This is a genomic window from Bacteroides sp. D1, assembly GCF_000157095.2.
Taxonomy (GTDB): domain Bacteria; phylum Bacteroidota; class Bacteroidia; order Bacteroidales; family Bacteroidaceae; genus Bacteroides; species Bacteroides xylanisolvens.
This window is the reverse complement of the sequence record NZ_JH114336.1, coordinates 69153-83696: the sequence shown is the minus strand read 5'-3', so window position 1 is coordinate 83696 and position 14544 is coordinate 69153. Positions and strand designations below refer to the sequence as shown.

At 50.6% G+C, this 14544-nt stretch carries 13 protein-coding genes and 3 pseudogenes; 14 read left to right on the top strand and 2 right to left on the bottom strand.

Annotated elements, in window-relative coordinates; all coding sequences use genetic code 11:
• The first annotated feature begins 84 nt into the window (after window positions 1-84).
• The 3 genes and pseudogenes from tnpA (BSAG_RS15555) to tnpC (BSAG_RS26170) all read left to right on the top strand — a co-directional run bounded on the left by tnpA (BSAG_RS15555) (window position 85) and on the right by tnpC (BSAG_RS26170) (window position 2536).
• Window positions 85-519 carry an IS66 family insertion sequence element accessory protein TnpA gene (gene tnpA, locus BSAG_RS15555; protein WP_004308135.1) on the top strand — a complete coding sequence of 145 codons (435 nt, stop codon included), beginning with the start codon at window positions 85-87 and terminating at the stop codon, window positions 517-519.
• Window positions 503-868 (top strand): IS66 family insertion sequence element accessory protein TnpB, encoded by a 366-nt coding sequence (gene tnpB, locus BSAG_RS15560; RefSeq protein ID WP_004318658.1) that lies wholly within the window; start codon window positions 503-505, stop codon window positions 866-868. The genes tnpA (BSAG_RS15555) and tnpB (BSAG_RS15560) overlap by 17 nt, the downstream gene beginning before the upstream one ends.
• An 82-nt stretch (window positions 869-950) precedes the next feature.
• A pseudogene (gene tnpC, locus BSAG_RS26170) lies at window positions 951-2536 on the top strand (IS66 family transposase).
• 275 nt (window positions 2537-2811) lie between these two features.
• Here tnpC (BSAG_RS26170) and BSAG_RS24905 read toward each other — a convergent pair.
• A complete protein-coding gene (locus tag BSAG_RS24905; RefSeq protein ID WP_232287652.1) occupies window positions 2812-3018 on the bottom strand; it encodes a hypothetical protein in 207 nt (68 codons plus the stop codon).
• On the opposite strand from BSAG_RS24905, the pseudogene BSAG_RS25545 reads away from it, so the two are divergent.
• The 11 genes and pseudogenes from BSAG_RS25545 to tnpC (BSAG_RS15610) all read left to right on the top strand — a co-directional run.
• A pseudogene (locus tag BSAG_RS25545) lies at window positions 2984-3433 on the top strand (DNA methylase); the annotation flags it as partial. The gene BSAG_RS24905 and the pseudogene BSAG_RS25545 sit on opposite strands and share 35 nt — an antisense overlap.
• Window positions 3434-3641: 208 nt before the next feature.
• Complete coding sequence (locus BSAG_RS15570) at window positions 3642-4769, top strand: helix-turn-helix domain-containing protein (RefSeq protein ID WP_008997429.1); 1128 nt, start codon at window positions 3642-3644, stop codon at window positions 4767-4769.
• Between the two features lie 200 nt (window positions 4770-4969).
• Window positions 4970-6064 (top strand): DUF3575 domain-containing protein, encoded by a 1095-nt coding sequence (locus tag BSAG_RS15575; RefSeq protein WP_008771469.1) that lies wholly within the window; start codon window positions 4970-4972, stop codon window positions 6062-6064.
• A gap of 16 nt (window positions 6065-6080) precedes the next feature.
• Window positions 6081-6968, top strand: a complete 888-nt coding sequence (locus BSAG_RS15580; RefSeq protein ID WP_008771468.1) for a FimB/Mfa2 family fimbrial subunit — start codon at window positions 6081-6083, stop codon at window positions 6966-6968.
• A gap of 98 nt (window positions 6969-7066) precedes the next feature.
• Window positions 7067-7954 carry a fimbrillin family protein gene (locus BSAG_RS15585; RefSeq protein WP_008771467.1) on the top strand — a complete coding sequence of 296 codons (888 nt, stop codon included), beginning with the start codon at window positions 7067-7069 and terminating at the stop codon, window positions 7952-7954.
• A 34-nt stretch (window positions 7955-7988) separates the two neighbouring features.
• A complete protein-coding gene (locus tag BSAG_RS15590) occupies window positions 7989-9551 on the top strand; it encodes a fimbrillin family protein (RefSeq protein WP_008771466.1) in 1563 nt (520 codons plus the stop codon).
• A 22-nt stretch (window positions 9552-9573) separates the two neighbouring features.
• A complete protein-coding gene (locus BSAG_RS15595) occupies window positions 9574-11280 on the top strand; it encodes a fimbrillin family protein (RefSeq protein ID WP_008771465.1) in 1707 nt (568 codons plus the stop codon).
• 76 nt (window positions 11281-11356) lie between these two features.
• Window positions 11357-11500: a hypothetical protein gene (locus BSAG_RS25215; RefSeq protein ID WP_008616543.1), complete on the top strand. Its 144-nt coding sequence runs from the start codon at window positions 11357-11359 to the stop codon at window positions 11498-11500.
• Between the two features lie 142 nt (window positions 11501-11642).
• On the top strand, window positions 11643-12059 hold the full coding sequence (gene tnpA, locus BSAG_RS15600; protein WP_008997427.1) for an IS66 family insertion sequence element accessory protein TnpA: 417 nt from the start codon (window positions 11643-11645) through the stop codon (window positions 12057-12059).
• Complete coding sequence (tnpB, locus tag BSAG_RS15605) at window positions 12047-12430, top strand: IS66 family insertion sequence element accessory protein TnpB (protein WP_008771462.1); 384 nt, start codon at window positions 12047-12049, stop codon at window positions 12428-12430. Before tnpA (BSAG_RS15600) ends, tnpB (BSAG_RS15605) begins: the two co-directional genes overlap by 13 nt.
• Before the next feature lie 103 nt (window positions 12431-12533).
• On the top strand, window positions 12534-14177 hold the full coding sequence (gene tnpC / locus BSAG_RS15610; RefSeq protein WP_008771461.1) for an IS66 family transposase: 1644 nt from the start codon (window positions 12534-12536) through the stop codon (window positions 14175-14177).
• Between the two features lie 135 nt (window positions 14178-14312).
• Here tnpC (BSAG_RS15610) and BSAG_RS24085 read toward each other — a convergent pair.
• Window positions 14313-14543, bottom strand: a pseudogene (locus BSAG_RS24085) (DUF4372 domain-containing protein); the annotation flags it as partial.
• Between the last annotated feature and the right edge of the window lies 1 nt (window position 14544).

The window sequence follows — 14544 nt, the reverse complement described above, 5'->3', positions numbered from 1 at the left end:
CCCCTTAAAGTAAGCGCCTGAGTAAGTACATCTTCTACAGTTCATTTTCCCTCCTTACTTTTGCTGCAAAAAAAATAATATCCTATGATGCAGCGACGTAAACACATGATGAGCAGAGAAAAATTTATCTCCGTTCTTTTCCGTCAGCAGCAGAGTGGTTTGTCCATTGCTGATTTTTGTGAGAATGAAGGTTATAGCCGTAGTAGATTCTATCTTTGGAAACAAAAATACGGTATAACGGAGCGGGAGTTATTGGCAGAAGCCTCCCGCTTAGGGGTTAAAGACAGCTTTGTCCCCATAGTAATCAATGGCGACACGCCATCCCCCGGTATATCTCACGAGGCTCCCCTGCCATCTCCCCAGCCTAGCGTCCCCTTTCCCTTGAAAGGAAAGGACAGCTCTGAAATATCCTTGGAATTACCCAACGGATTGAAGTTGAAGTTTAAAGGGTCTTCCGGCTGTGAAGCTGCCCTGAATCTGATCTCTAAAATATATAATGCCAATGTTCTGCCTAAATGACAGCATGAGATATTTCCTGTGCCCCGGTTATACGGACATGAGGAAAGGTATGTTCACTCTTTGCGGCCTTGTGCATGAGAGGATGGGAGGCGACATCAGAAGTGGGGAGGTATTCATTTTCTACAACCGTTTCCGGACCAAGATAAAATTGCTCCATGCCGAACCGGGCGGTCTGGTCCTTTATGAGAAACTGCTTGAAGAAGGCACCTTCAAGATACCCGCCTATAATCCTGCCACCCGTTCTTACCCCATGACCTGGAGTGACCTGGTCGTTATGGTGGAAGGCATCAATGAAGATGTCAGCAAAGGCAGGCAAAGACGGCTTTCCAATTTGAAAAAGCATTGGTAAAACAGTTGTAAACAAACAGCTTGAAGGCTTGTTTTTCTTGTTGTTTTTGACTATCTTTATATCATCAAAAAAAAGATATTGAATGGCAAAAGAAGATGCAACCGGACAAGCTGTGGAACCCTCAATGGAGCAGCTGCTGGATATCAACCGTAAACAGAGTGAGATCATCTCAGCCCAGGCAAGGACCATAGAAGAACTCCGGGGTACGATAGTTGAGTTGAACGCCTCCCTGGCATGGCTGAAGAGGAAGGTGTTCGGAAAGATGAGTGAGAAATGCAAGCCTGTCGATAACGGAGACCCGAAGCTCCCTTTTGACTATGGCGACCTGGAACAGATAGAGGCGGAAATCGAAGATGCCCGGAGCAGGGCGGCTGAACAGATTACCGTCCCCAAGTCCCGGGCCGCCAATAAAACGCCGCGCCGTAACCGGGTCGTCATGGATAACCTTCCGGTTGTAACAGTCGTCATCGAACCGGAGAATGTCGATTTAAGCAGATACGTCAAGATAGGCGAGGAACATACCAGGACCCTTGAGATGAAACCCGGCTACCTCTATGTGAAAGACACGGTACGTCCCACATACGCCCTGAAAAATGAAATGGAGGCCGTTGATAACGGAGAAAAGGCTGTAATAACCGCTCCCATGCCACTGATGCCCATATATAAAGGTATGCCAGGGGCTTCCATGCTCGCTGAGGTCCTTTTACAGAAATACGAATATCATGTCCCGTTCTACCGACAAGTGAAACAGCTGGAACATCTGGGTGTGAAACTGTCCAAAAACACATTGGACGGCTGGTTCAGACCGGTCTGCGAGCTTCTCAGGCCACTTTATCTGGAACTCAGGAAGAAAGTACTGGCCGCAGATTACTTCCAGGTTGACGAGACCACGCTTCCGGTTATAAACCACGACAGGCATAAAGCCGTAAAAGAATACATCTGGATAGTCCGAGCGGCTGTGCCGCGTCTGCCTTCTTCCATTACGACAACGGATCGCGTTCACAAAAAGTTGCGGTCAGGCTTTTGAAAAACTTCAAAGGATATCTCCAAAGTGACGGCCATCCCATTTATGACGCCTTTGAGGATGGGGAGGACGTATGTCTGTGTGGGTGTCTCGCGCATATCCGCAGACATATAGAGCTGTGCAAGGAAGAAAATCTGGAATATGCCATGCAGGGACTCAAATTTATCCAGGATATGTATAATGTGGAATACATGGCGGATAAACAGGAACTCCCGTATGAAGGACGTGCTGAATTACGCCAACGTCTATCCAAGCCGATGCTTGACAGCTTTGAACTCTGGCTTAAAAACACATACCCTAAAGTTCTAAAACGAAGTCTTATGGGAAAAGCCATAGCCTATGCCTACTCCCTGCTGCCAAGAATGAAACCGTATCTCCATGACGGAAGAATTTTCATTGACAACAATCGCTGTGAGAATGCCCTGAGGCCACTGGTCATATCAAGAAAGAACATGCTGTTCTGCGGAAACCACGAAGCGGCTGAGAATACGGCTATAATCTGTTCCTTGCTTGGCTCATGTAAGGAACGTGGTGTCAACCCCAGAGAGTGGCTGAATGATGTGATCAGTAAACTCCCCTATTATCTGGCTCCCAAATCAGACAGAGACCTGAAGGAACTGCTACCGGATGTATGGAGAAAATAATCAGGACAGTTCCGGGAAAATGCAGGAAAAAACGGGAAAAAGCGAGACTGACACTCAATGACAACCCTGAGATAAGTTGGTATATGGAAATTGAGATGCACTTACAATGGAGTGCATCCCACTGAAAAATTGAATGCACAAGATGTAGTTGAGCAGTCGCTTACCCCTTAAAAACAAGGAGCTGACGCATGTGTACAGCCCCTTATTTTTTTGTATAGCCCGGCCTCCTCTGGCATATTGCCGTTGCTTCCATCTGTAACAAGCAAAATCAGAATCTATATGCGGAACTTTTTGTTCCCGTAGCTGAGAAAGTCCTTCGTGGCATATTTCACACTGAATGGTCCGTAGTCACCGAGAGCCGAATGCGCAATTTGCTTGTCCGGTTCTGTCACATGCTCGACAGGTTCTCCCGTAGTATCAGTATCCTTGTATGACATAGGCTGCATGTTGGCGATGGCTGACCCGGTAGCCGCCGCACGCAATTTCCTGAACGCATAGGAGAGGATTCCGTCCATCATTGACCAGTACAAGGCGAAGAACGAGGTGCAGGAAAAGGAGGTCCCACAGTTGTAGGAGATAGCCGGGAAGGTATGGAAGAAGGAGGACGAACTGAAACAGTTGAAGTCCGAACTTGCAGCACTCGACCGAAAGATACAGTTGGAGCTTGAGCCGCCTACGCCCGAAGTCGCCGAAAAGGAGAATGACGGACAGGAGGTCAAACCGGATGCGGAAGGTGTACGAAACGTATCTCCACAACACACCGAAGATGTGCCGCAGATACGCAGCCCGGTGAATGAACGCAGTCCGTCTGGCAATTTTATTGCCGACCATATCATCATCGGGCGGCCGGGATTCAACGTCCGTGACGAGTGCAAACCGAAAGGTATAAAAATGTGAACGAGTGTGCGGATATATATGGCAGGATTGGGAACATACCATTCCTTTTCCTGCCTTTTTCCATCAATATGACATAATGGCAAGGATACCATACAACAAGCCCTCGATTATATCAAAATAGGGTGTTGAAAGTAAATCGTCATGGCAAATCCGCCATATATTCAGTATTTTCGCTAATTTTGCATTCAAAATAGTTAGGCATAATAAAATGGAACCATCTATATACAGTTATTCACTTTGTATTGCGCTACCGTTGATGTTGTTCTTCGGCTTTTATTTTTTGTTGGCTCCAACCCCGGAAAAAGCCATTTTCAATAATTATCTGCGTTCCCGGCGAATTATGGGGGTAGCCATACTGTTACTTGCCGCCAACTATTCGGTACATTTCTTTTTTGGAATCAGGTTCAAGAATACCGATGCCGCCATCCTGATGAACCTGTCCACCTATTTTTTGTGCTACTGGTTGTTCAGTTCGGCCCTCACCACTCTGCTTGACCGCTTTTATATCACCAAATGTCGGTTACGGACGCATATCTGTCTATGGATACTGTTTTCCATCCTTTCCGGCATCGTTCTGCTGTTGTTACCAAAAGGTGGTTTACAGACAACGGTGATGTTTGCCTTGGCCGCATGGTTGGTTATCTATGGGCTGTTCCTGACCCGTAGGCTTCTCCGGGCCTATCACAGGGTCATCCGCATTTTCGATGACACCCGTGCGGACGACATCGGTGCCTATATCAAATGGCTTTCCATTTTCACCTACTGGGCTGTCACATTCGGGGTGGGATGCGGACTGCTGACATTCCTGCCTGATGAATACGTCTATATCTGGATTCTGTCATCGGTACCGTTTTACATTTATCTCTTCCTTTGCTATCTGAACTATCTGCTGTTTTACGAACAGGTGGAAAACGCGATGGAAGATGGCATGACTTCTGAAGAGGAAGACCTGTGTGACACCACAAACCGGGAACAGGCACAGAGGCAGGATACTCCTTTTTTCCATGCCGAAATAGCGAAAAAAATCAAAGGTTGGATCGATGCGGACGGTTATATCCGGCCCGGCCTTACCATAAAGGAGCTTTCAGATGTGCTTCATACCAACCGTACCTACCTGTCCGGGTACATCAAAACTACGTATGACATGTCGTTCCGCGATTGGATTATCGGACTTCGTATAGAATATGCGAAACGTCTCCTTGCGCGATATCCGAGGTTGACGATAGCCGACATCTCCGAGAAATCCGGTTTTTTGTCACCAAGCCATTTTATAAGGCTGTTCAAGGAAAATGCAGGCTGTACCCCTGTCAAATGGAGGAAAACAGAGGCGGAATAATACGGTGTGTGTGGATGGGGAAAATAGACCAAACGACAAAAAAATAGTCTGAACGACAAAACCAAAATGTTCTAAATCACAAAGATGTGCGATTCTGACAATTGAGACATTTTTTATAGGCAAGAATCGGGCTGAATTTAAATCTTTTCGCTTATTTTGTATGTTAAGTCTGGATTGGAAATTTAAAAAGCATATAAAAAATGAGCAAAAGAATCCTATTCTTCATTTTGTTTTCGTGGCTGGCATCGGCAGCTTTTCCGGCTTTTGCGCAGCAGAAAGCAGACACGACCTACACCTTCCGGTTCGTTCCGCAGAAGGACATGTTCTACGTGCCTTGGAATGGCAATGACACGGAACTTGCCCGTCTGTTGGAATGTATCGAAAACAACAAAACCACAATTCTTGACGGCAAGCTGCCGCTATTGGTTGACGGCTACTGTAATTCACTGGGCAGTGAAGCCGAGAACCTTGCCACGGCGAAGATCCGTGCCAACCGTGTGAAATCCGAACTGATTATCCGTGCGGAAATAAAAGAGGAGAATTTCATTACCCGCAACCATGCGACTGAGGGTGATTTTGTCACCGTGCGCCTGACGGTACCGGTAAAGGGAACTGCCGCGACGGATGCGGAAGCACGACGCAAGGCGGAAACCGAACGACTGGAAGCCGAGAAGCGTGCCGAACAGGAACGGCTTGCCGAAGAGCAGCGCAAGGCGGAAGAAGCCCGACTTGCCGCTGAAAAGGCAGAAGCCGAGAAAGCCGCTCAACAAAATACACTTGCCGACACGCCGTCGGAAACCAAAATCACAACTGATTATCATCTCTCCCTGCGTGCCAACCTGCTGCGCTGGGCTACCCTGACACCAGATCTTGGCGTGGAATGGCGCATCTGCCCATCGTGGGGCATTGCCGTAAACGGCTCGTGGACTTCATGGACGTGGAGCGACAAGGACCACCGCTATGCACTCTGGGAAGTGGCTCCGGAAGTGCGTTACTATATGGGTGAGAAGAAAGCCTGGTATCTGGGCGCGATGTTCAAGGCCGGACAGTTCAACTACAAGCTCTCCGAAACAGGCAAGCAGGGCGACCTGATGGGTGGCGGCATCACCGCCGGCTATCAGCTGCGGCTGAACAAGGCACTGGCTCTTGATTTCAACCTCGGTTTGGGCTACCTGAATGCCGATTTCGAAAAATATGAAGTCATCGACGGTGTACGTGTACGCCGCGGCAACGAGACAAAAGATTGGTGTGGTCCCATCAATGCCGGTGTGACATTGGTATGGAAGTTATTCTAACACGGAGGAATAGAATATGAAAGCAAGACAATATATAAATATGATGGGAATGGCAGCCGCCGTGCTGCTCTCTTCCTGCGTGAAGGACACGCTTTATGACACGCCGCATCCCGACTACGGGAAGATTGCGGTGACAGCCGACTGGTCGGCCCGCGGTGAAGGTATCGACATACCTGCCACATGGACGGTCACCATGGGTGACTATACGGGTACGGAGACTTCCGCCACCCATACCCCCGACCATCTGTTTGCTCCGGGCAGCTACACCCTTGCGGTGTGGAACCCGGCTGAAGGAATCACGGTGAACGGCACCACAGCCACCATTGCCGCAGCCACGGGAACCCGGGCAGGCACGGATACCTTTGTGAACAATGCCCCGGGATGGTTCTTCACCTATACGGAACAGGTGACCATCGAGAAAGACAAGGACTATCCGCTGACCGCCGCAATGAAGCAGCAGGTACGCGAACTGACGCTTGTCGTCGAACCTACTGGTGATGCCGCCGGACGCATCACGGAGATTGTTGCCCATCTGACGGGTGCAGCCGGAACACTCGACTTCGCTACCGATACCTACGGAGCCGCTTCGAACGTCGTGCTGCTCTTCACCAAGATTACCGAAGGTGACGATGCCGGCAAGTGGAAAGCCACGGTGCGGCTGTTGGGTGTGACCGGCACGGAACAACTGCTGACGGGTGAAATCCGCTATGCGGACGGCAACCCGACCCCCACGACGCTGAAAAGCGACCTCACGGAAGCCCTCAAGGAGTTCAACACCGGAAAGGGCGAATCGCTGACCCTCGGCGGAACACTGGTTGAGACTCCCGAAGGCATGGAAGTGGACGGAGCCGAAATCAACGGCTGGGAAGAAGTGAAAGGTGATGATGTAAATGCCGATTTGTAAATAATTAGCAAACCGAACGCAGAAGCAAAGCTTGCTTTGATTTTGCTGAGGTGCAGCAATTATTGAAATGGAATTTAACTAATATAATGACAGATATAATGAAGACAAGATTTTTTGCACTTGCGACGCTCGCCCTCGCACTGGCGGCCTGCAACAACGACAACGAGAACCTGAACGGTGCCCCCGTGGCCGCCCGGTTTACCGCCGACATCGCCCCCGCCACCCGCGCCGGCGGAACCACTTGGGACAACGGTGACCGTATCGGCATCACCGACATCGGCAACGATACCCAGTACGGCAACGTGCCTTTCATACTGAAGAACGGGAAATTTGAGGCAGAAGGAAAGGTCATCTATATCGAAGATACAAAGACCCATACTTTCCGCGCCTACTATCCGTACTACGCGGCGGGAGGCATCCTCGCAGCCACGACCGATGCCACGGCGCAGCAGAACCAGCCTGCCATCGACTTCCTCTTTGCTTCAGGAGCCACGGGAGACAAAAACAACCCGGTAGTAAGCTTCACCGACAAAACCGCCAAAGGCGGTGAAGACAACTCCTTCCACCACCGCATGAGCCAGATAACCCTTACCTTCGAGGCGGGCGACGGCGTGAATTTCAGCGTGGTCAAGCCTGAACGTTACACGCTGGACGGATTGTTACTCACCGGTACGTTCAACACGGCCGACGGTATTGCCACCGCAGACAACGGGGCACAGACCGGAGAACTGGCCATGAATTTGGCAGACGGCGTTCTCACGTCATCGATCATCCTCTTCCCGCAGACAGTTGCATCCCTGCCGTTGGTTGTGAATTACAAAGGTCAGGAATATCATGCCACACTCACCGTGCCCGAAGGCGCACTGCTGGCGGGCAACAACTATACCTATACCGTCAAGGTACGCAACAAAGTCCTTAAAGTCAGCGAAGCCACCATTGCAAAGTGGAACGATATAGACGGTGGAGATGTGGGTGCTGACCTGTAGGATTTTAATAATTAATCGATTAGAATGAAGAATTATGAGACATAGATTATTTATCCCCGCAGCCACCGCGCTGCTGTTCGCCCTCGCCGCCTGCACGCAGGACGAACTTGCTGGCGATAACCGTCTGCCCGAAGGTGAATACCCCGTCGTCATCCGTGCCACCGGATTGTCCGTAGAAGCAACGCCGCTGGCAGCCCCTTCCACCCGTGCCGCTGTGGACGGCGACTGGCAGGGCGTCACTTCCGTGGCACTCAAGATGGGCGATGCGGTAAAGGAATACACCGTAACGGCTTCTACCGATTTCAAGAGTGCCACGCTTTCACGCGAGAACGACCCGTACTACTGGACCAGCCGCGACCCGATTACCGTATCGGCATGGTGGCCCTTCAACAATGCCGACATCACACAGATGCCTGCCGTGAAGGTGGCCGAAGACCAAAGCAAATTGGCTGACTTCCAGAACAGCGACTTCATCTCTGCTGAGAATCGGAAGGTGGAATTTAACAACCCGAAACTTGAATTTACCCACCGCACGGCACGCGTGACAATCGAACTGAAGCCCGGCACGGGATTCACGAGCGTCGCCGGTGCCACGGTGAGCCTCGTGAGCCTGTCCGCCGATAACGGCAACCCGACCGCCATCAAGAGCTACAACGCAAGCGGCAACACCTACGAGGCACTGACTGCCCCGCAGACCGTTGCGGCAGGCAAGCCGTTCGTCAAGGTGGAACTCGGCGGCGGCACCTTCTACTTCCGCCCGCAGAACAACGTCGTATTAGAAGCGGGCAGCCGCTATAAATATACCGTTAAGGTGAACGCCACCGGCCTGACGTTAGAGGGTTGCACCATCGGCAGCTGGGTTGACGGCGGCGGCGAGAGCGGCGAGGCCAAGGATTTGGGCTACATCTACGACAGCAACACCAATACCTACACGGTCTATAACGCCGACGGCCTATTGGCATGGAACAAAGCCATACAAAAAGATGAATCGATAAATTGCACCCTCACCGCCGACATCGACCTGACGGGTAAGAAATGGACACGTTTAGACACATGGCCAGGCTACTCCGGCGTCTTTAATGGGCAGGGACACCGCATTACGGGATTAAACTTTTCAGCAGCGAGTTTTGGACTTTTTTATTTTTTAAATGTAAGTGGAGTGATAAAGAACCTACAACTCATAGATGTGAATCTGGATGGCAGTAGTGGAGGAGCTGCTGGAATGGTGGACCGAAATCATGGCCAAATCATTGCCTGCTCTGTGACGGGAAAACTTACTGTACATAGTGGTGGTATAGCCAATGCAAATTATGGCGATATCATCGCTTGCTGGTTCAACGGCACATTGAAAGATGAGTCTGGCTGTGGAACTATAGTGCGTTTCAACTACAAGAATATAACTTCCTGCTATTGGGGAGGCAATACCGGGCAAGGAGTACTCCGTAATGAAGGAGGAACGGTAGTTGCCACGAAGGTGGACGGCGCGACCGTGAAATGGCAGACAGCCGTCGACGGCATGAACACCGCCCTCACCGGCAACGACTACCAGTGGGCACTCGGCACCGGCGGCCTGCCCGTACTGCAAAAGAAACAATAACGAACCCTAAACAACACGCATCATGAAACTAACAACCATCCATATATTCGCAGCCATCGCCCTGCTGCTCGGCCTTGCCGCCTGCACGCAGGACGAAGCGGGCTTCCTACCGGAAGGGGAGGAAGGCACACCCATCGTCTTCACCGCCACGGGGCTGAATCCCGCCGCGACAGCCACCGCCGGCACCCGTGCCCCCGTGGATGGCAATTGGACGGGTGTGCAGAGCGTGGCAGTCCTGATGGACGGCACGGTGAAGACGTACAACGTGACGCCCTCCACCGCCGACCCCACCAGCGCCACGCTGACTTCCACCGACCCGTACTACTGGACCAACCACAACAACATCACCGTCACAGCGTGGTGGCCCTACACCGCTGGCGAGACAACCCCGCCTGCGGTAAAGGTAAAAGCCAACCAAAGTACCCAGAAAGACTTTGAGGGCAGCGACCTCATCGTAGCCGACGGGCAGACGGTGACCTACGGCAGCCCCACGCTCCGCTTCACCCACCGCACGGCGCGAGTGACCATCGTTCTGACGGACTACACCGAGGGACTGGCATCCGTGCGACTGACGGGTCTCTCCACCGAGAATGACAACCCAGCCGAAATCACCCCGTATGACAAGGGCAGCAACACCTACATCGCCCTCATAGCCCCGCAAAGTGTGGCAGCTGGCACGACCTTCATTACGTGCACCTTCACTAACGGCAAGACCTTCGTTTATAAGATGAAGAATGCTACCGACTGGCAGGCGGGCGGTGAATATACCTACACCGTCTCCCTCGCTGCGGCAAAAGACCTGGGCTATACCATAGAGAGCAACGGCAGCTACACGGTGACCTCCGCTGATGGCCTGATGAATATAGCCGAATTAGTGAACGGAGGTAAGAGCGACATTAACATTACCCTCGACACTGACATTGACCTCACAGGCAAAGACTGGACACCGATAGGCACAGACTACGACAACTCATACAAAGGCACCTTCGACGGTGGCGGCCATACCATTACGGGGCTGACCTTTACGACAAATGACGAATATGCGGGTCTGTTCGGCTGGCTCAATAGAGCTGGTACGGTGAAGAACGTGGTGATGGAGGGCGTACAGATAACAAGCAATCAAATATATGGCGGCAGTATTGGCGGCGTGGTAGGATATAGCTGGGGCACCATTGAAAACTGCTCGGTGTCGGGCAGCGTCAGCGGCACGGTGTATGTCGGCGGTGTGGTGGGTGCTCAAATAGGCGGTTCCATCACCGGATGCAGTTCCTCTGCCACAGTGAAGGGAACGGTCGATGTCGGCGGCGTGGCAGGTCAGACGAATTCGAGTGCCACCCTGACCGCTTGCTATGCCACGGGCAACGTGACCATAGAAATAAACCCCGCAAAGAATATCGCTGGCGGCAGTCTGGTGGGAATGAACGCAGGAAGCAGCCTCCTTGCCTGCTATGCCACGGGCAACGTAACCAGTACGGGTAGTAGCACTGGCAAAGTACATATCGGCGGCTTTTTGGGAAATAACTACACCACCGTGACCGCCGGCTATTGGAAGAACAATCATGAACAAGGCATCGGCTACAATAGGGAAAGCACCGGAGCCACGAAGGTGGACGGCTCTGTCGTTACCTGGCAGAAAGCCGTCGATGCCATGAACACCGCCTTGCAGAACGCAGGCTCAAGGTGGCGTTACGAACTTAAAGGAGCATTGCCCACCTTGAGGAAGCAGTAAGCCGTTGCGGGCGGAAAAGTTCCGCCCGCAACAAACATTAACCGAAGTATAACCCCAATAAAAAAAGGAGGACGTGATGGAACACACGGAGAATCCACCATATTGGTTTTGGCATCAAGGCATTGTCAATAATAATATAGACTCCAGTGTAAATATGGAAGCTGTAAGCCGGACATTGTCAAGATTGGTGCTCATTAAAGACAACAAATCAAGTAATTAAATAAAAAACATGGGACTTTTTCACAGAGGCAAGAAAAATAATGACGATGAGCCGGACAGTGTTCAAACCAATGTAAGCGGTTGAGCAAATACATCTTGTCATAATATCCTTTCCCGCTTATCTTTGTGTGCAAAAAGGATTTATGGCAAAATATATGACAAGGGAGGAGTTTTTCCATATTCTTCTTCGACAACGCCAAAGCAACTTAACGGTAAAGGACTTTTGTGCGAATGAAGGATATAACCGTTCCCAGTTTTACGACTGGCGCTCACGTTTCAATATCTCGGACGAGGAGCTTAAATCCGGAAGTGTTCCCACAGCTGGCATGGATGGTTTTGTTCCGATAAGCATAGACAACAACAATGTATCTGCACCAACGTTTCAGTCCCAACCTGCCTTGTGTCCGCAAAAGACAGAGAAAACTTCCGGTAAATGTACTGACAACTCGGAAATATCCCTGGAGCTTCCCAACGGGATTAAAATGAAATTTAAGGGCACGGGTGGCTGTAAAGCCGCTTTGAGCCTGCTCACTAAACTGTGTGGAACATGTTTTGCCTGAACGACTCCACGCGTTACTTTTTATGCCCCGGCAGTACCGACATGCGTAAGGGCATGTTCAGCTTGAGCGGTCTGATCCGGGAAAAAATGAACGGGGATGTCCGGAATGGAGATGTGTACATTTTTATCAACAGGCTGAAAAACCGTATAAAGCTTCTGCACGCAGAAACGGGAGGTCTGGTGATGTACGAGAAACTGCTTGAGGAAGGAACTTTTAAAATCCCCGCTTATGATCCTGAAACCCACTCGTACCCCATGACATGGAGTGATCTTGTCATCATGGTGGAAGGCATCAACGAGGACAAACGAAAGGGAAGGCAAAGACGGCTCTCCGATCAGAAAAGACACTGGCAAATATCTGTAAACAAATAGCTTGCCGGCTTGCTTTTCCGGTTGTTTTTCACTACCTTTATACAATCAAACAGGATATTGAATGACAACGAAAGAAGATATGCCGAAGCGGGTGACGGACCCCATGCTGGAACAGCTTGCCTTGCTGATGGAGACAAACCGGAAGCAAAGTGAGATCATCGAGTCCCAGGCCAAGACCATAGAGGAGCTCCGTGCCACGATAGTTGAACTGAACGCTTCCCTTGCATGGTTGAAAAGGAAAGTGTTCGGGAAGATGAGTGAGAAATGCAATCCTATAAACAACGGGGACCCCATGCTCCCTTTTGATTACGGCGACTTGGGACAGATAGAGGCGGAAATCGAAGCGGCCAGAAACAAGGCGGCGCAGATTATCACCCCCAAACCCCAAGTCGCCGGTAAAACTCCACGCCGCAACCGGATCATCATGGACGACCTTCCGGTCGTGACGGTTGTCATCGAGCCGGAAGACCTCGACCTTGGCAAATACGTCAAGATAGGCGAGGAACACACCAGAACCCTTGAGATGAAACCCGGGTATCTCTATGTAAAAGACACGGTACGCCCCACGTATGCAATCAAAGACGAAACGGAGGCAGTTGAAAACGGGAAGCGGATGGTAGTTACCGCTCCTTTGCCGTTGATGCCCATATATAAAGGTATGCCCGGGGCTTCCATGCTCGCGGAGATACTTTTACAGAAATACGAGTATCACGTTCCGTTTTACCGGCAGGTCAAGCAACCGGAACACCTGGGAGTGAAACTGTCGAGAAACACGTTGAATGGCTGGTTCAAGCCGGTCTGTGAACTTTTAAGACCTCTTTACCTTGAACTCAAAAAGAAAGTCCTCTCCTCTGACTACATACAGGTGGATGAAACCACTCTCCCGGTCATAGACCATGACAGGCATAAGGCGGCAAAGGAGTATATCTGGATAGTACGAGCGGCGGTGCCGCGCCTGCTCTTCTTCCATTATGCCAACGGATCGCGTTCTCAAAAGGTGGCGGTCGATCTTTTGAAAACGTTCAAAGGATACCTCCAGTGTGACGGCTACTCCGCTTATGACGCTTTTGAGAACCGGAAGGACGTGCGCCTGTGCGGATGTCTCGCACATATCAGACGCCACATAGAGTCATGCAGGGAAGAGAACCGGGAATATGCCATGCAAGGACTTAAATTTATACAAGATCTGTATAACGTGGAGTATATGGCTGATGAGCGGCAACTCTCCTATGAGGAACGTGCAGCGCTACGGCAACGTCTGGCCGGTCCGCTACTTGACGCCTTCGAGCTCTGGCTTCAAAACACATACCCCAAAGTGCTTAAGCGCAGTCTGATGGGGAAGGCTATAGCCTACGCTTATCCTCTCATACCAAGAATGAGGCATTATCTGTACGATGGAAGAATTTTTATAGATAACAACAGGGCGGAGAACGCACTTAGACCTATGGTTTTGACCAGAAAGAATATGCTGTTCTGTGGAAATCAGCAAGCGGCTGAAAACACGGCTGTCATCTGCTCGTTACTCGGTTCCTGTAAGGAATGTGGAGTCAATCCACGTGAGTGGCTGAATGATGTAATCAGCAAACTTCCCTATTATCTTACTCCCAAGTCAGAGAAAAAACTCACCGAGCTCCTTCCTGACAGATGGGGTGGATACCGACAAAGCCACGACACTCTCCCGACAGTCACGGGAATGTCTATGGACAATCCCAGGACTGTCCATAGACAAACTGTACACGCAACCTGAAACTCTGACGAACCGATAAGTCTTACCACTGCACATATACATAACTCAAGCAGAGTGATTTCTCTTGGGAAAAATCAAATGTACAAGATGTATTTGCTCAACCGCTTACGTTCTTCTATACGTTCATAAAGGAAGCTGTCCGAAATAATTCAGCAGTGCATAATAACAGTCGCAGAAGAACTCACAGGAGCGTTTCTCGTTTTGGTACGAGAGGTTCGACTTGGAGGGAGCACATGGGATGCCCAAGTGGTTCAAGTTGCCGTTGGCTGAATGCAGGCCGTTGCTGATTTCACGCAATGGCACGTAGTCGACGAACTGGCAGAATATCATGCTTACAAGTGGCTCAAGAAAAGACTGGAACGACTTT